The following is a 16,731-nucleotide window of genomic DNA, read 5'->3' on the forward strand; positions in this document are numbered from 1 at the left end:
TAATAAAAAAAATAAAATAACGTTTTTAAGATTAACAAACGGGGTAATACTTCTGTATGGCTCGTTGTACTTGTACATAATAAAAATGCATAGGAGGTGTCATACGGGTGAAAAGACTAAAAAACTTTATTTTAGGGCTCTTAATTGTCGTCATTGTTGGTTTCTTATTGTTTATGTACCTTGACGATTCTAGAATAACAAAATATCAAGATTACTTATTACAATATAGTTGGTTTAAACCTACATTGATTGGGTTAGCAGCCTTTCTAATTTTAATAGGTTTGATTTTAGTATTTAGCTTATTTAAACCGACACACAGAAAGCCAGGCTTATATAAAAATTACGCAGATGGACATATTTATGTCTCCCGTAAAGCAGTTGAAAAATCGGCTTATGACACAGTAGTGAAATATGACGAAATTAGACAACCGAATGTAGTCGCAAAGCTTTATAATAAAAAGAAAAATCCGCATATAACAATCAAAGCAGATTTCTTTGTACCAGGTGACGTACAAGTTGGTAGTTTAACTGAACAAGTGAGAGAAGACATTAAACAAAATGTTGAACACTTTACAGAAATTCCAGTTAAAAAATTAGAAGTTAACGTTAGAGATCAAAAATCTTCAGGTCAACGCGTGTTGTAAGGGAGGGTAATCATGACTAACAATAACAATCAAAATGAACAAGATTCAACACAAGTAGTAGTGGATTTTTTCAAAACATTTAAATGGCGTATTATCGGTTTTCTAGCCTTCTTAATTATCGCAATATTATTTTTAACACTCGGCTTTTGGAAAACTATATTAATTATTATATTGTGTTTAATCGGTATTGGTATCGGGTATACTAAAGACCGTAAGCAAGATTTCTTAAACTTCCTTAACCGGTGGAGTTAAAGCTATAGTCTTCATCGGAAGCAATAATAATAAATGATTAATTTCATAAAAAAAGGAGAAATAAATATGGCAGTAGATAACAATAAAGCTAAACAAGCTTATGACAACCAAACAGGTGTAAATGAAAAAGAACAAGAATTACAACAACAACAGCAACAAGACAAACAAGAACCAGAATTCTCAAACAAATTAACTTTCTCAGATGAAGTTATTGAAAAAATTGCTGGTATTGCAGCTCGTGAAGTTAATGGTATTTTAGAAATGAAAGGCGGATTCGTCGACAGTATTTCTAATTCATTTGGAAATAATAGTGGTAACGTAACACGTGGTGTAAGCGTTGAAGTCGGTGAAAAACAAGCTGCAGTTGATTTAAAAGTTATCGTAGAATATGGTGAATCAGCACCAAAAATCTTCCGCAAAGTGACTGAATTAGTGAAAGAACAAGTTAAATATATTACAGGTTTAGACGTTGTGGAAGTTAATATGCATGTTGAAGATGTAATGACTAAAAAAGAATGGTCACAAAAAAATGAAAAAAGCCAAAGTTCAAGCAATAGCCAAGACAAAGGCTTACAATAATTAATAGTAAATAAGAGGTTGGAACAATATTGATTTGCTCCAACCTCTTTTCATATTGGTAGTAGCTGAATGTTTGGTATATTGGCAGTTTTTATGCACGCTTTCCGTGGGCACTGCCTCAGCCTGTAGTCTTCGGCTAGTGCTTTACCCACAGGAGTCGGCATAAATCACTGTCAACAGGATATAGGTTATATATGTATCAGATGATTTGATAGGTCGACATTATCTCCTACTAACGTAAATATACGAAAAAGCACTACTATTTTGACAAAACTATATAAATAGAAAATAAACAAACCTTTCGCAAATTAATGCAAAGAATTTTTCTACGGTATGGAGGCTTGGACGACATTGATTCGTCCTAGTCTTTTTTATATTGGCAGTAGCTGACTGCATTGAAAATGCGCTTCAAACCAAGCTTGTTTCAATGCTAGTCATCCTTGCCGGGGTGGGACGACGAAATCATTTNNTTCTGTCCCACTTCATGTTTTTGTCGAAACCCTTTTTCATATTGGCAGTAGCTGACTGCATTGAAAATGCGCTTCAAACCAAGCTTGTTTCAATGCTAGTCATCCTTGCCGGGGTGGGACAACGAAATCATTTTTTCAAAATCAGATTTCTGTCCCACTCCCTTTTTTGTTAGAAGCTAACAGTGTGGACTTATAGAGAGGCAATTAAACAATTGTTGTGTTGATAGTTTAATGTGCAACGACGATTGTTTTTAATTATGTAGTGGATTATTAACTTTTACATAGGTGTAATAATCCGCTTCATCAACTAACCGCATAGTTGTAACACATTTATAGTCAATAGTCGGAGCAAACAGAATTTCTTTAAAGTTATTAATTCTGTTACTATTATCCATTGATTGTGCAACTTCATCGAGTTTTTGTTCAATTAAAGTTCTGACATTTGACCAGATTATATTTTCTATATGAGGGGCATCCCAAATTTTTACTGCTGTCAGTATAAGCTCTCCGATATGATTTTGAACGGTTGAATAAAAGGCTTTGTTCAACACTGTTTGTGCATTTGAGGTTAAGATCAGTGATTTTTGATGAAAGTTTTTTGTACTGTATCCCATAGCATTTAATTGTTGAGTATCAATGCGTAATCCTTCAAAATCACGAATATAAATATGGTGTAATGCACCAGTGTTATCAATTGAAATAATAGCATTTTGTAAATGTGCTTCTAGAGCTATTCCATATTTGGCTACTAAAGGTATTACTAAGTCGCAAAGTGTTTTACTATAATGTGTTAACCAAGCTATAGCTGCTGTTTCTATAGAGTCAAAAGCGTAATTGTCATAATAACGCGTGATTAATGTTTCTAAAGGAGTTTCACTATTATAAACATGACAACTAACTAAACTAGAAGGCACTATTGGGGTACTATCATTTTCGATTAGCTGATAAATATTTTCGCGAAATAAAGTAGCAATTTGTTCACTACGCTTTGTTTGCTGCTGCTCAGAGCTATTGTAATAATGTAAACCAGCTATTTCATCGACAGTTGAAGCTTGTATATTCTTGAATAAATTATCTTGAGATATGATATCTTTTAAAATATTTGATACTAATGGTCCATTAAATGTTGTTTGTTCAGATAAAGTTCGAATTTCACCTGTAATATGTACGTTGGTAGCCAATTTAATATGTGGTGTCGTATCTACTTTTGGCATTAATGTTCTAAAAGAGAGACCAGCATAATAATCTAATTGATAATTTAAAGGAATATAAAAACTAGATTGTATGAGGTCATCATATTGCGATTTGAAAATTGTCTCAAATTGCCATGGATGTATAACAAGTACATAATAGTTTGGCAGTTGAGAATGTCCTACTTCAGCGACGACACATTGTCGCAAGTTTGGAAATCGTTGAAATAAAGCTTCATTGTAATCGGATGTAAGTGATTGTGACTTTGCCACTGACTTATGTAATAACGCAAAATGCAGTGAAATGGGCTTATCGAATTCTGCTGAGTATTGAATGGCTTCTCTTGCTGTTAGCCCTTTACGTAACTTAGCGCCTGGATGTAAAGGATGTCCTTCAATGACAGACTGTTCTGAGCGTAAATAACTATCTTTACTGTTTTCAATTAATGTCCACAACGGTGCTGTAACTTGTGAAAATGAATATAGTTGATAACTTAGTGCTAACGCTAAATTGGCAATACTGTTTTCAAGATCCATTTTAAATTGCAACGTTGCATTAGTATCTAATTTTGGTAATTCAGTTAATATGCAATTTAAAATTAGCTCTGGATGTGTGATACGTGTTAATTTATCTTCTTCTAAAAAATAAAATGGACCTTCCACGTCTACACGATTAAATGCATACATCCCCACAATAGGTGCTATTATTACTTTATTTGAATTTGAGAAGTAGAGCTGTAGTACATGTGAGCGACTCGTTTTCAAAGTAAAAGGTATGTCAGTAACTTCTCTGATAGAACTGTTATTATAACAATTTGCTAAGTTCTCTCTATACATTGATGCTACCAAGCGTTGGGTTATTTTATCTCTACTTAGTGAGATAGCACTTTTGAATTTGTCAGCCCACTGTGATTCATTGGTAGATAAATAAGTATAAGCAGACGCTTCTTCAGGAGTAAGTTGTATATTTAAATCGTTATAATTATTTATATTTGTCATAACCCACCTCAAAAAATTTATTTTACAAATGCATTTTATATTTGTACAATCAATAGTATCTATAATGATAATGGTTATCAATTAAGTGTGGGAGTATTTTCCCATACCTTTATACTAGCGTTATACTTTATTATTAAATTTTATCATATATTGTGTGGTTATCACATGTAGTAAGTTAAACCGTAGCTATTTAGACGAAGTAATTTAATTATTTTATGTTATTAAATATTGCCGAGTTAGCATGGATTTTAACAATATTATCAGCAGTATTTTACAATAACTATGTTTAGTTTATTGAATGAATGAACAGCATGTATAGTGAAATTTGGGAAGTAAAAATGGAGGACACCTATTATATGGAATATACAACAAGACAGTTGGCAGATTTAAATGTTCAACATCGAATATTAAATGCCATTATTAAAGAAGACATAGCTTCAGACAACTTAAAATTGCAAGTCGAAGATAGTAAATTATACATTCAATATAAAGGTCAAATCTTAGAAGTTTGTTATACACAGGCTAGTGCTATGAAACGATATAGGTTGAGTGGTTTTATTACGTATAAACGAGGACAACAATCAATTAAGATAGACAATTTAGAGCAATTATTAGCAATTTTAAATGATAATTTTGATTTAAAGATTAGCCAACAGTTAACTTCAGAGCTGATTTCTAGTAGAACAGGTTTTATGTTAATCTATGAACAATTTGACAATAGACAGCAAAATATTGCTGACAGTCTGAAGTTTTCACGTATGCCTCAAAATATAAATTTTTGTGCATGGTTACAGCACATTGTTGAACAAGGTGAAGTTGACGAGTTAACTGTTTCAGAGGGGTTGGTTATTGAAGGACATCCTACACATCCGCTTAGTAAAACAAAACTTCCCTTATCTGAAGCGGATATGAAACTATATTCACCTGAATTTGGTCAAATTATTCCACTAAAACTGATGGTTATCCATAAAGATAAAGCGGTAGCGACTTCCATGGAAGATCATGAACAATATATGTTGGATGTGGTGTTGCCAGATTACAAATATTGCTTGAAAGCATTTTTGGAATCTCAACAATTGAACTTAAAAGATTACCAAGTAATATTAGTTCATCCATGGCAATATGAACATGTTATTGTAGACACATTTAAGGAGTGGATTCTAGAAGGCTATTTATTACCTACTCCATTTGAGGTTCCATCTAAAGCGACATTGTCTTTCAGAACTATGGAGCTAGTAGGGCGCCCATTTCATGTCAAATTACCTATAAAAGTGCAAGCAACTAGTGCTATTCGTACAGTGGGGCATGTTACTACTATCGATGGACCACACGTAAGTTATGAATTGCAACAGTTAACTAAAGCATATCCATTACTCCAAGTTGCTACGGAACCATTTGGATTATATGCAAATACTGAAGCGGCAAAGGCTAAGCATTTGTCGTATATTATACGTAGTAAACCTCACATTTCTTATAATGGTTTGACGTTAGTTTCGGCGTGTTTAGTGAATAAAAACCCAGTAGATGGTAACACCATAATTGATAGCTACTTAGAATGGCTAAATTATGACATAAACCAGTCCTCAATCAACGAATTTTTACAGCATTATGCATATGCGTTGATTACACCGCTCATAGCTTATATTCAAGATTATGGAATAGCACTAGAAGCACATATGCAAAATACGGTTGTTAATTTAGGACCTGATTTTCAAATGCGCTTTATTGTTAGAGATTTAGGTGGATCCAGAATAGACTTAGATACTTTAAAAACTACGGCACCACAAATCAATGTCATGAATGATAGTTTGTTGGCAGATAATATCGTGGATGTAATAGCTAAATTTCAACATTCAGTAATTCAAAATCAATTTGCTGAATTAATACATCATTTCGGACAATATAAACAGGTGAATGAAGCAGAGTTATTTCAAATAGTGTCGGAAATCGTCAATGCAGCAATAGATGATAATAAACCACATGCGTCAGAATTACGTCAACAATTATTTGCACCCACAATTAAAGTTAAAGCTTTATTACGCATGAGAATGGAAAATAAAGTGAAACAATATATCACAACTGAAATCGATAATCCTATATGTGAAGAGGGGTGGAAGTAAAGTGCAATTAACAATTAATTTATCCAAAATTCAATATAACGCCAAAGTTTTACTGACATTACTGAATGAACATCATGTACATTTTACACCTGTAACTAAATGTATTGCTGGAGATCAAGTTATAGTAAATGAGTTAAAAAAATTAGGTATTACGCACTTTGCAGATGCACGAATTGATAATATTAAAAAAGCTACAGCTAAAGATATTACATATACAATGTTGCGTAGTCCTGGCCAAAATGAACTACAAGAAATTGTTAAACTTTCTAAAATAAGTATTCAAACTGAACTGAAGTCAATTAAAGCATTAAATGCAGTAGCTAAAAGCGAAGGAACAAAACATGAAATACTTTTAATGATAGATTGGAAAGATGCACGTGAAGGTGTACTTACGTATGATGTCATCAGTTATATAAATGAGATTTTAAAATTACATCATATTTGTCTCGTTGGTCTTGCGTTTAATTTTATGTGTTTTAATACACTTCCTCCATCTGAAGATGATGTAGATATGATAAATCATTTTATCAAAACAATAGAAACTGATACTCAATATCATTTTAAAATCATTTCTGGTGGTAACTCTAGTATGTTGACACAAATGTTTTACAATGATTTAGGGAAAATAAACGAATTACGAATTGGGGAAACATTATTCAGAGGTGTAGATACGATAACGAGTCAGCCTAGTCCTATTCTGTTTCAAAATTCGATCGTGTTAGAAGGAGAAATTCTTGAAATTAAACCGAGACTTGATATGGCATCTGGGAAACACTATTTGCAAGCTATCGTTGATATTGGTTATTTAGATACGGCAATTAATGGTTTAACAGCACGCAACAGACAAGTGAAAATAATAGGTGCAACAAGTGAGCATTTAATGATAGATTTGATAAATTGTGATTACTATCAAGTCGGAGATAACTTAGAATTTGAATTAAACTATCATGCTTTAGCACAAAGCATGTACATGGAAAATATACCTAAAAATTACATCACGGATAATGGCATAACAATAATGACTCAAAGTTTAAATGCCAAACAACTTAACAGCTTTAAATTATAACAATGCTTTAGTTTTTATAATCATTAAAAAGAACTGAGTTTGAGAGTAGTAGGTAGCTGAAATTAAGGTAAAAATAGCCGATAGAGTTATAGATGAGTAGGTTCGAAATTAGTCAGTTATACAGATAAAATAAAACATTGCATTTGAAAGCGTTTTCATATAAAGTAGAGGTAATTCAAAGACAATATTATTTGAATTACCTTATTTAAGTTATTTATCAAATGGTGAAAGGCGCGTGTATAAAAAACTTATCATTTACATATTTATACACAATGGGTTATAATAATCGCTGTGTGAATTTTGCTATATGCATAAAAAATACCACCTAAGGGGTGATAATGAAGTGAATCAATATAGTAAATCGCAAATTATAAAAGGTCGTATTAAGTTTATAATTATGTCATTGATTGGTATTATTTTATTTTTAACACCAATTTCCGTGACTCAAGATGGTAAAAAGGAAACTACTTTAACTGTAGCTTATTTAGCAGGACAAGTAAAAACGTTAATTGGCGATGCGATGCCACTTATCATTGTTATTATTATTACGCTATCTGGGATATTATCAGTGTTATGTTCCACGATTTTGAAACATAAATTAAAACCTGAAGGGTTATTATACAATGCTTTCAACGTTAAAATGGTTTGGCTATTACTTAGAATATTAGCTGTAGTATTTGTATGGTGTACTTATTTAAAAGTAGGGAGCGAAGTAATTTATTCTGAAGATACTGGTGGTTTAGTGTTTTCTAGTTTATTACCAACGCTAGTAACGATATTTTTCTTTGCGGCATTATTTTTACCTTTATTAATGGAATATGGACTATTAGAATTATTGGGACCCATTTTTAGACCAGTAATGCGTCCATTATTTACTTTACCAGGCCGGTCTACTGTAGATAATCTGGCGTCGTTTATTGGTGATGGTACAGTTGGAGTATTGATTACGAGTAGACAATATCAAGAAGGGTTTTATTCGAGAAGAGAGGCAACGGTAATTGCAACAACTTTTAGTGTAGTATCTTTAACGTTTGCGATTGTTGTAGCAGAAACTGTTAACATGCAAAGTCATTTCTTCTATTTTTACTTAACTGTGATAGTTTCATGTTTGGTATTAGCTGTCATTATGCCGAGAATATGGCCGTTAAATAAAATTAAAGATGAATATTCCAAAGAAGTACCAGAAGAAATGAGAACCGAAAAATTACCTGAAGGAAAAACAACGCTTGGTCATGGTTTTGATATGGCTACTGAAAAAGGAATTAAAGCACCAGGATTTGCTTTGTTTTTTAAATCGGGCTTTAAAACTGTAGTAGATATGTGGTTTGTAATTCTACCAGTAGTAATGAGTATTGGGACACTAGCCACAATTATAGCTACGTATACCCCAGTATTTGCAATTATCGGTAAACCATTTGTGCCATACTTAGAATTACTGCAAATACCAGAAGCGGCACGAGCATCAGAAACTATTATTGTCGGTTTTGCTGATATGTTTTTACCATCTATCCTGATTGAAGGTGTTGGTAATAATATCACATTATTTGTTATTGGGGCGTTAAGTATTACCCAACTTATTTACTTATCTGAGGTTGGTGGCGTAATATTAGGTTCTAAAATTCCTGTAAGTATTTTTAAATTATTTATTATCTTTTTAATTCGTACTATTATAGCGTTACCTATAATTGCTTTAATGGCACATCTCTATTTTAACTAGCAAAAAGGTCAGGACCATGAATTATGGTTCTGACCTTTTGCTATAGGTGACTAATTTAACGAAGAAAGTACATGTGCTTTTACTATTTTGTTGCCAATTACAGGCGATTCTTCTTGCTGCTTGCCTTTGTTACTATGTGCCTCTTTGAAAGCATCACTACTTAACCAAGCATTAAAATCGTCTTCTGATTCCCACCAAGTATTAACGTACATTTGATCATAGTCTAAATCTTCGTCTATTTGCCATACTTCAATACGTTTAAATCCAGAAAGTTCTTCAATTTTACCGCCCTGTGTAAACTTACTTGCCATTTTTGCGGCAAAACCTTTTTTGACATCAATTCTATTTGTCACAACATACATGACTTTTCACCTCTTTGTTAGTTATTACTATTTATCATAAATTGCTGTTTAATAAAACGTCAAATACTAGAGCGTTAATTTAGCAAAAAAAGAGGCAAAACTATAGTTTTGCCTCTTTTGATAAACTTATAATTATTTATTTAGTAAGTTCGTTGTAAACTTTTTGATCGTTTTGCGTATAAATAATGTATTCATGATCATCCGTGTCGATAATAACGCGATTCGTTTTACCAAATGTAGAACCAATTCTGTACACTTTGTCACGATCTAATTTAGGTACTGCATGGATATTTTGGTCTTGCGAAATGTTGTTAATTTCGTTTGTAGGAATTTTGATATCTGCAACTCTCCACTGAATTCTTACTTCATTATTATCTTTTTTAACTGTCATTGCCATATCTTGAACACATCCTTTAATAAATTTATAGCTATATCATATAACATACTGTAATCGTTTTCAAGTGATTATGTGATACTTTTTAAAATTAGGTTATACTTTAACTATTGCGAAAGTATGTTCGCGTTTCGCTTAATTATGTGGTAAAATATGGCGATAAGGAGAAGTGAAAATGACAGGTAAAACACACGCATCTTGTGGCTTTTTAGTTGGAGCTTTAGCCATAGAATATTACGAAACAGATTTATTTATTTCCGTTACAGTCGTTACTTTAGCAATTATCTCAAGTTTATTACCAGATATTTGTCATGCACAAAGTAGAATTGGAAGACGCTTTAAGTTTATTAGTATTATTATACGACTTTTATTTGGACATCGAACCTTTACTCATTCTATTTTATTTGTTTCAATCATTGCTGCTTTATTGTATATGATTCAAACGCCTAATTATTATTTAATTACAATTATATGTGGTTTGCTTTCACATGTTATACTAGATATGTTGACACCACGTGGCGTTAAATTATTGTATCCTATCCCTATTAGTATTAAATTTCCAGTACAGTTTAAAACGGGAGGGTTAGTTGATTTATCGTTAGCAACAGCACTAACGATTGGAGGCTTTTACACTTTATTCCAATCTTATTTTAATAATTTTATTAATCATTTATTATGATATTGTTTGTCATTGTTAATGATTTGCTATATTGTACATACAGTAAAATTTTATATACTGTATGTAATAAACTATATTTATTTCTATAATGATTATATGGATTTAAGGAGAGAGAACATGTTGGATAAAAAGGAACTAGACAAGTATAATCAAGGTCACTTGGTAGAGTTCGAAAAGCTAATGAGTGCTAATGAAAAGGAAAAACTTAATGAAAAAGTTAAATCTTTAGATTTAGCAGAAATTCAGTCTTTATATGAGTCTTTATATCTTAATAAACAAATGATTAGCGATGTTTCTTCAGTTGATGAAGTAAAATATGAGAAAAGTAATGAATTATCAGATATTGAAAAAGCTCAATATGAGCAACAAGGTATCCAAGCGATAAAGAATGGTAAATTTGCTGTATTATTAATGGCTGGTGGACAAGGGACACGTTTAGGTTATAAAGGACCTAAAGGTACTTTTGAAATCGAAGGTATAAGTTTGTTTGAGTTGCAAGCTCGCCAATTATTACAGTTAGCTGAACAGACTGGTACTACAATCGATTGGTATATTATGACTAGCAAATTAAATGATAGAGAAACACAATTGTTTTTTGAAGACCAGAACTATTTTGGTTATGATAGTGATCATGTATATTTCTTTAGGCAAGATGATGTAACGTGTTTAAACGAACATGGACAATTAGTCTTGGACGAAAATGGTGATATCTTAGAAACACCAAATGGTAACGGCGGCGTTTTTAAATCTTTAAATCAAGCTGGCTATTTAGACCAGATGAAAGAACGAGGCGTGGAATACATATTTTTAAATAATATTGATAATGTATTGGTAAAAGTATTAGATCCGTTGTTTGCAGGTTATACATATGCACATGAGAAAGATGTGACAACTAAATCTATTCAGCCACATGATGGTGAGAGTGTTGGACGTTTAGTAAATGTGGACCATAAAGATACTGTGTTTGAGTATTCGGAATTAGATAACTCAGTTGCTAATACTTTAAACAATGCCAATATCGGTATTCATGCGTTTAATTTATCATTTATACGTAATGTAGTAGATTATGAACTACCTTATCATTTAGCGATAAAAAATCTTAAGCAGTTAGATGAAGACTTTGGTGTGATTCAAGCACCAACATTAAAATTTGAACTTTTTTATTTTGATATTTTTAAATATGCGAATAGCTTTGTGACTTTACAAGTTAATAGGGATGAAGAATTTTCGCCATTAAAAAATAAAGAAGGTAAGGATAGTGTTGAAACAGCTACAGCCGATTTAAAACGCATGAATATTATAGACTAAGGACGGTAATGAGCATGACAGAATCTACAAATTCAAAGCATGATCATAAAATAATGGAAACATTTAAAGACATCATACCATTGTCGTTTGGTGAAGAAATAGGTAACTCGGTGTCACATGGTTTAGCTGCGTTAATAACGTTATGTATTTTACCTTATGCTGCTGTGCGCAGTTATTTACATGGTGATGCATTACTATCATTTAGTGTTTCTGTATTCGTAATTAGTATATTTTTGATGTTTATTGCATCAACTGTGTATCATGCGATGGCAAATCAATCATCTCATAAGTACATTATGCGAATTATTGATCATAGTATGATTTATATTGCGATAACTGGTACTTATACACCAATTTGCTTGTCACTAGTAGGTGGTTGGTTAGGATGGACAGCAATGATTATCTTATGGGGAATCACCTTATGGGGAATTTTATATAAATCACTAGCGAAAAAAGTAAATCATAAGCTAAGTTTAGCCATGTATTTAGTTATGGGCTGGGTAGGTGTATTATTTGTTCCTGTAATCATCATGAAAACATCCGTGATATTTATGTTATTTATTTTATTAGGTGGTTTAGCTTATACCGGTGGTGCATGGTTCTATGCACAAAAAAATCGACCATATTTCCATATGATTTGGCATATTTTTATTGTGATAGCTGCAGCATTTCATTTTATAGGAATTGTATATTTTATGTAATTATTAAATAGGTTTATGAGCCTGTTTATTGAATAGAAAGAGAAAGTAATCAAAGCGTTGTATTTTGATTACTTTCTCTTTTTTCGTTAATTGTATAATTAAATTAGGAAAAAACTATTAGTGAAATATATGATTAATTAACGTAAAATACCTTTATAATAAATTAAAGAGGTTACTATTTGATTATAAAAAGAAATAAATTTATTGGTAAAGTGAGGCATTGATATGAATTTGAAGTCTTGTGGTATTGTCATCGCACTTGTGTTAATTATGTTTATGTCTGCGATAGAAACTTCAATTGTGTCATTAGCATTACCTACAATGAAAGTAGAGTTCAATGTTACATCTGAGATTTCACTTATTTTTGCTGTATATTTTATGGCTATTGTAATTGCTAATCCAATAGTTGGAGAATTATTAGACAGGTATAAAATAATTTATATTACAGTTAGCGGTTTGTGCTTGTTTATGCTGGGCAGTTTATTGGCTGGAATAAGTCAAACGTTTATTATACTTGTGTTATCAAGACTTATTCAGGGATTAGGTGCAGGCGTAATGATGGCATTGGGGCAAATTGTACCTAAATTAGCTTTTGAAATACCGTTAAGATATAAAATAATGGGTGTTATCGGAAGCGTCTGGGGTATCTCTAGTATTATAGGGCCAGTATTAGGTGGTGCTATATTGGAATTTGCTACTTGGCATTGGTTATTCTTTGTGAATATACCTATAGCAATTTTGGCAATTATACTAGTAATTGTTACCTTTAATTTTGATAACGAACAAACTCAGTCCAAAGATACAGATTTTAAAGGTATGACCCTTTTTTATCTGTTGATTTTCGTCTTTTTATCAGCTGTCATGAGCCGTTTTGCGTGGGAGATTAATCTTACTTTGCTATTCATTACAGTGATTGTAGGTTACTTGTTATTCAAATATGAACACAAGATACAATCTCCATTCGTTCCTGTGTCTGAATTTAATCCAACTATCATTGTAATTTTTGTTACAGATTTTATCTATGCAATGATGTTAATGGGGTATAATTTATATATGCCAATTTACTTGCAAGAGCAATTACACTTATCCCCATTACAAAGTGGCTTTATAATATTTCCAATTTCTATTGCATGGTTAGCATTAAACTTCACCTTAGGCACTATTGAACCTCATTTTACTAGAAAAGGTTTATATTTATTCGCGTTTACTATGTTATATGTATGTGGTGTGTTGATAATATTAGGCACACATATGCCTGTTTTTATAGCAGGGAGCTTGTTATTTGCAGGTGTCAGTTTTGGAATTGTTTATACTAAAGATAGCGTTATTACTCAAGAGGAAACAGATCCATCATATATGAAACGAATGATGTCATTATATACTTTGATTAAAAGTTTAGGGAGTTCAATTGGCGCTACACTTATGGGTGTTATATATGCGATGGAAATAAGCTATGTGCAATTACATATACATAATATTATTTATGCAACATTTATATTTTTAACTGTGCTAGTTATTTTATGGGTGTCGCTAAATCAAAGAATAAAAAAATAAGTTAGAACAATATTTTGATGGTAGTTATTATTCATGGTTATAATTATTTGTATTTATAACTTTAGTTAGTTTTACTTTGCGTGTTAGTATATATTATGCAATAAGCCGATTAATGATTAATTAAGATTTACATTTGAATTGTAGTGACTAAAACTAGGAGGGCAAGAAATGCAATGAAGTTTATAAGATACTTTTTAACAACATTAATTGTTCTCACAATTTTTATCGTCTCCGGCGCAATTTTCTTGTCCTTTTTAGGTTTTGGTTTATTTGGATTAAGTCGAATTCTTATTTATCTACAATTGGCGGATTTTGGATATAATAAAGGTTTTTATGATAATTTGATTTACTATGGTAGTTATATCGTATTTGGTTACTTTACGTTATTTGCCATAGAGAATTTAATGGACTATTTTCGCAAAAAATTACATGATAGTCCATATTTTCAAGGGTTCACGTATCATTTAATAACATTTGTAGTAACAACGATGCTTTTTTATTTTGTAGTGCATATACATTATAGTTATATTAATATAGATTTTTGGGTTCTTGTTGTTATTATAGGTATTTTATTCATATGTAAAGAAGTGTTTTATCCTGATAGCGAAGACTTAAATAGTAAAAAATAAAATTTTTTAGGTATTTTAATTTTGCTTTGCTAACGAAATGAGGTAGCAATTAAATTTTAATAAGAGCTAAGGAGTGAATTTATGACTGGATCAAGTATTACTAAATCTATTAGAAATATGATTGTAGCAGTAATGGTTGTCAGTGCATTTGTAACAATCCTTAATCAAACACTATTAAATACTGCCTTACCTCAAATTATGAAGGGATTAGACATTACAGAAAACACATCACAAATGAGTTAATTCAACGTCAAGCATTGGCAGCAGGTGTTGATTTTACGTTTGCTATTGTGACAGGCTTAGTTATAATAGGCTTCATTTTGGCATTGTTTATTCGTGAAGATAGAGAAGCGGTAAATAATAGAGAAATATAATTATAAAATTAAAGCAGTTAGCTCGATACCAAAGAAATATTGAGCTAACTGCTTTTGTTGATAAAAAATAAACTATATACTTAATTTGAATTATCTTGAACAAATACAACTTACTTTTTGTTAGAATATATGTATGATTACATAAATTGAGGGGGACTTGCTGTGTTAACAGTAGAAGAAGTAAAATCTCTTGTTGGAAAAGTTAAAGATCCAATATTAGATGTACCATTAGAAGAAACAAAAGGGATTGTCAATGTAACAATCAAAGAAGAAATTGCACATGTAAGTGTGAAAATTGCTATTGCTCAATTAGGAGGACAACCGCAGTTAGATTTACAAATGGCTATTGTAGAAGTATTGAAAGAAAACGGAGCGAACACAGTTGGTATACGTTTTGAAGAATTACCTGCAGAAACAGTGGAATCTTATAGAGGTACATCTAAAGATCAACCACAAACAATAGAAGGTTTATTGTCTAAAGACAACCCTGTAGAGTTTATCGCAATTGCTTCAGGTAAAGGGGGCGTTGGTAAATCTACTGTAGCTGTAAACCTTGCAGTTTCATTGGCAAGAGAAGGGAAAAAAGTAGGTTTAGTCGACGCAGATATTTATGGATTTAGCGTACCAGATATGATGGGAATAGATGAAAGACCAGGTGTCGATGGCAAAGAAATTATTCCGGTAGAGCGTCACGGCGTTAAAGTTATATCTATGGCCTTTTTCGTTGAAGAAAATGCACCAGTAATATGGAGAGGACCAATGTTAGGTAAAATGTTGACTAACTTCTTTACTGAAGTAAGATGGGGAGATCTAGATTATTTAATTTTAGATCTACCACCAGGTACTGGTGATGTTGCACTAGATGTACATACAATGTTGCCATCTAGTAAGGAAATAATTGTATCAACGCCACATCCAACTGCAGCATTTGTTGCAGCACGTGCAGGTGCAATGGCTAAACATACCGAGCATTCTATTTTAGGTGTAATAGAAAATATGTCTTACTTTGAAAGTAAGGAAACCGGCAATAAAGAATATGTCTTTGGTACTGGTGGTGGAGAGAAGTTAGCTGATGAATTACAAACTGAGTTACTAGGACAGCTTCCACTGGAACAACCCTCATGGAATCCTAAAGACTTCTCACCATCAATTTATCAAACAGAAGATCGACTAGGTAAAATTTATCAAGATATCGCTCAACAAATCATTGATAAAACAACCAAATAAAGCAGTGTAAAAACACACATATTTTTGTGTGTTTTTCTATTGCAATTTTTTGATTTGATGATACAATTATTTCTTGTGAGCCAAAAGAGATTGCAAGGCAGTTTCGTTAATTATTAGCTAACAAAAAATAATAAAAAGTTGTTGACTTGGTAGTCAAAACTTGATATTATAAAAAAGTCGTAAAAAACAACAAAAAAATTATTAATTTTTAAATTTAAAAGTGTAAAATTGATGCTTGATGAATTTAAAATATAATATTAGAATTATAAAAGTAATATTAATTACATGTTTGAAATATTAATTCTTTGTTGACAAACATAAATTGATATGTTAACATTGTAAAGTAAGTATGAATGAACATTGAAAACTGAATCGCAATATGTCAACGTTAATTCCAAACACAACGACAACGATCGTTGGTTTAAACGTGTTAGAGATAACACACAATTAGTATTTTATGAGCTAA

Annotated in this window: 15 protein-coding genes and 1 pseudogene; 13 read left to right on the top strand and 3 right to left on the bottom strand. The window is 31.7% G+C overall.

Annotation, left to right across the window (positions count from 1 at the left end):
* Window positions 1-107: 107 nt before the first annotated feature.
* From amaP to JVU85_RS08960, 3 genes are all read left to right on the top strand, one after another.
* Window positions 108-644, top strand: a complete 537-nt coding sequence (gene amaP / locus JVU85_RS08950; protein ID WP_002509242.1) for an alkaline shock response membrane anchor protein AmaP — start codon at window positions 108-110, stop codon at window positions 642-644.
* A 12-nt stretch (window positions 645-656) separates the two neighbouring features.
* Window positions 657-896, top strand: a complete 240-nt coding sequence (locus JVU85_RS08955; protein ID WP_002509241.1) for a DUF2273 domain-containing protein — start codon at window positions 657-659, stop codon at window positions 894-896.
* Between the two features lie 66 nt (window positions 897-962).
* On the top strand, window positions 963-1,475 hold the full coding sequence (locus tag JVU85_RS08960) for an Asp23/Gls24 family envelope stress response protein (protein WP_002509240.1): 513 nt from the start codon (window positions 963-965) through the stop codon (window positions 1,473-1,475).
* Between the two features lie 721 nt (window positions 1,476-2,196).
* On the opposite strand, the gene JVU85_RS08965 is transcribed toward JVU85_RS08960, so the two are convergent.
* A complete protein-coding gene (locus JVU85_RS08965; RefSeq protein WP_204172351.1) occupies window positions 2,197-4,134 on the bottom strand; it encodes an IucA/IucC family protein in 1,938 nt (645 codons plus the stop codon).
* A 356-nt stretch (window positions 4,135-4,490) separates the two neighbouring features.
* Here JVU85_RS08965 and JVU85_RS08970 point away from each other — a divergent pair, with 356 nt between their 5' ends.
* The 3 genes from JVU85_RS08970 (at window position 4,491) to JVU85_RS08980 (ending at window position 9,037) form a co-directional block, all read left to right on the top strand.
* On the top strand, window positions 4,491-6,254 hold the full coding sequence (locus tag JVU85_RS08970) for an IucA/IucC family protein (protein WP_204171487.1): 1,764 nt from the start codon (window positions 4,491-4,493) through the stop codon (window positions 6,252-6,254).
* Window position 6,255: 1 nt separating this feature from the next.
* Window positions 6,256-7,320, top strand: coding sequence for an alanine racemase (locus JVU85_RS08975; RefSeq protein ID WP_204171486.1), 1,065 nt, complete (start codon window positions 6,256-6,258; stop codon window positions 7,318-7,320).
* 307 nt (window positions 7,321-7,627) lie between these two features.
* Window positions 7,628-9,037, top strand: coding sequence for a YjiH family protein (locus JVU85_RS08980; protein WP_239441190.1), 1,410 nt, complete (start codon window positions 7,628-7,630; stop codon window positions 9,035-9,037).
* A gap of 50 nt (window positions 9,038-9,087) precedes the next feature.
* Here JVU85_RS08980 and JVU85_RS08985 read toward each other — a convergent pair whose 3' ends face one another.
* Window positions 9,088-9,399 (bottom strand): heme oxygenase, encoded by a 312-nt coding sequence (locus JVU85_RS08985; protein ID WP_002509235.1) that lies wholly within the window; start codon window positions 9,397-9,399, stop codon window positions 9,088-9,090.
* Window positions 9,400-9,535: 136 nt separating this feature from the next.
* Complete coding sequence (locus JVU85_RS08990; protein ID WP_002509234.1) at window positions 9,536-9,796, bottom strand: SunI/YnzG family protein; 261 nt, start codon at window positions 9,794-9,796, stop codon at window positions 9,536-9,538.
* A gap of 172 nt (window positions 9,797-9,968) precedes the next feature.
* Here JVU85_RS08990 and JVU85_RS08995 point away from each other — a divergent pair, with 172 nt between their 5' ends.
* The 7 genes and pseudogenes from JVU85_RS08995 (at window position 9,969) to JVU85_RS09025 (ending at window position 16,265) form a co-directional block, all read left to right on the top strand.
* Window positions 9,969-10,472: a metal-dependent hydrolase gene (locus JVU85_RS08995; RefSeq protein ID WP_002509233.1), complete on the top strand. Its 504-nt coding sequence runs from the start codon at window positions 9,969-9,971 to the stop codon at window positions 10,470-10,472.
* Window positions 10,473-10,589: 117 nt separating this feature from the next.
* On the top strand, window positions 10,590-11,780 hold the full coding sequence (locus JVU85_RS09000) for a UTP--glucose-1-phosphate uridylyltransferase (RefSeq protein ID WP_021458990.1): 1,191 nt from the start codon (window positions 10,590-10,592) through the stop codon (window positions 11,778-11,780).
* Between the two features lie 14 nt (window positions 11,781-11,794).
* Window positions 11,795-12,481 (top strand): PAQR family membrane homeostasis protein TrhA, encoded by a 687-nt coding sequence (gene trhA / locus JVU85_RS09005; protein ID WP_002509231.1) that lies wholly within the window; start codon window positions 11,795-11,797, stop codon window positions 12,479-12,481.
* A 225-nt stretch (window positions 12,482-12,706) separates the two neighbouring features.
* Window positions 12,707-14,035: a multidrug efflux MFS transporter SdrM gene (gene sdrM, locus JVU85_RS09010; protein ID WP_204172353.1), complete on the top strand. Its 1,329-nt coding sequence runs from the start codon at window positions 12,707-12,709 to the stop codon at window positions 14,033-14,035.
* A 173-nt stretch (window positions 14,036-14,208) separates the two neighbouring features.
* On the top strand, window positions 14,209-14,664 hold the full coding sequence (locus JVU85_RS09015; RefSeq protein WP_021458992.1) for a SepA family multidrug efflux transporter: 456 nt from the start codon (window positions 14,209-14,211) through the stop codon (window positions 14,662-14,664).
* An 81-nt stretch (window positions 14,665-14,745) separates the two neighbouring features.
* Window positions 14,746-14,898: pseudogene (locus JVU85_RS09020) on the top strand (MFS transporter); the annotation flags it as partial.
* Window positions 14,899-15,200: 302 nt separating this feature from the next.
* Entirely contained in the window at window positions 15,201-16,265 is a 1,065-nt protein-coding gene (locus tag JVU85_RS09025; RefSeq protein WP_002509227.1) for an Mrp/NBP35 family ATP-binding protein, read from the top strand.
* Window positions 16,266-16,731 lie beyond the last annotated feature (466 nt).

It is taken from the genome of Staphylococcus sp. GDY8P72P (assembly GCF_016890655.1).
GTDB lineage: Bacteria > Bacillota > Bacilli > Staphylococcales > Staphylococcaceae > Staphylococcus > Staphylococcus arlettae.

Coding starts and splice junctions, on each gene's coding strand:
- JVU85_RS09015 (WP_021458992.1), top strand. CDS start 14,209: ATGAAGTTTATAAGATACTTTTTAACAACATTAATTGTTCTCACAATT.
- JVU85_RS08965 (WP_204172351.1), bottom strand. CDS start 4,134: ATGACAAATATAAATAATTATAACGATTTAAATATACAACTTACTCCT.
- JVU85_RS08995 (WP_002509233.1), top strand. CDS start 9,969: ATGACAGGTAAAACACACGCATCTTGTGGCTTTTTAGTTGGAGCTTTA.
- JVU85_RS08990 (WP_002509234.1), bottom strand. CDS start 9,796: ATGGCAATGACAGTTAAAAAAGATAATAATGAAGTAAGAATTCAGTGG.
- JVU85_RS09000 (WP_021458990.1), top strand. CDS start 10,590: ATGTTGGATAAAAAGGAACTAGACAAGTATAATCAAGGTCACTTGGTA.
- JVU85_RS08955 (WP_002509241.1), top strand. CDS start 657: ATGACTAACAATAACAATCAAAATGAACAAGATTCAACACAAGTAGTA.
- trhA (WP_002509231.1), top strand. CDS start 11,795: ATGACAGAATCTACAAATTCAAAGCATGATCATAAAATAATGGAAACA.
- JVU85_RS08960 (WP_002509240.1), top strand. CDS start 963: ATGGCAGTAGATAACAATAAAGCTAAACAAGCTTATGACAACCAAACA.
- sdrM (WP_204172353.1), top strand. CDS start 12,707: ATGAATTTGAAGTCTTGTGGTATTGTCATCGCACTTGTGTTAATTATG.
- JVU85_RS08985 (WP_002509235.1), bottom strand. CDS start 9,399: ATGTATGTTGTGACAAATAGAATTGATGTCAAAAAAGGTTTTGCCGCA.
- JVU85_RS08970 (WP_204171487.1), top strand. CDS start 4,491: ATGGAATATACAACAAGACAGTTGGCAGATTTAAATGTTCAACATCGA.
- JVU85_RS08980 (WP_239441190.1), top strand. CDS start 7,628: ATGCATAAAAAATACCACCTAAGGGGTGATAATGAAGTGAATCAATAT.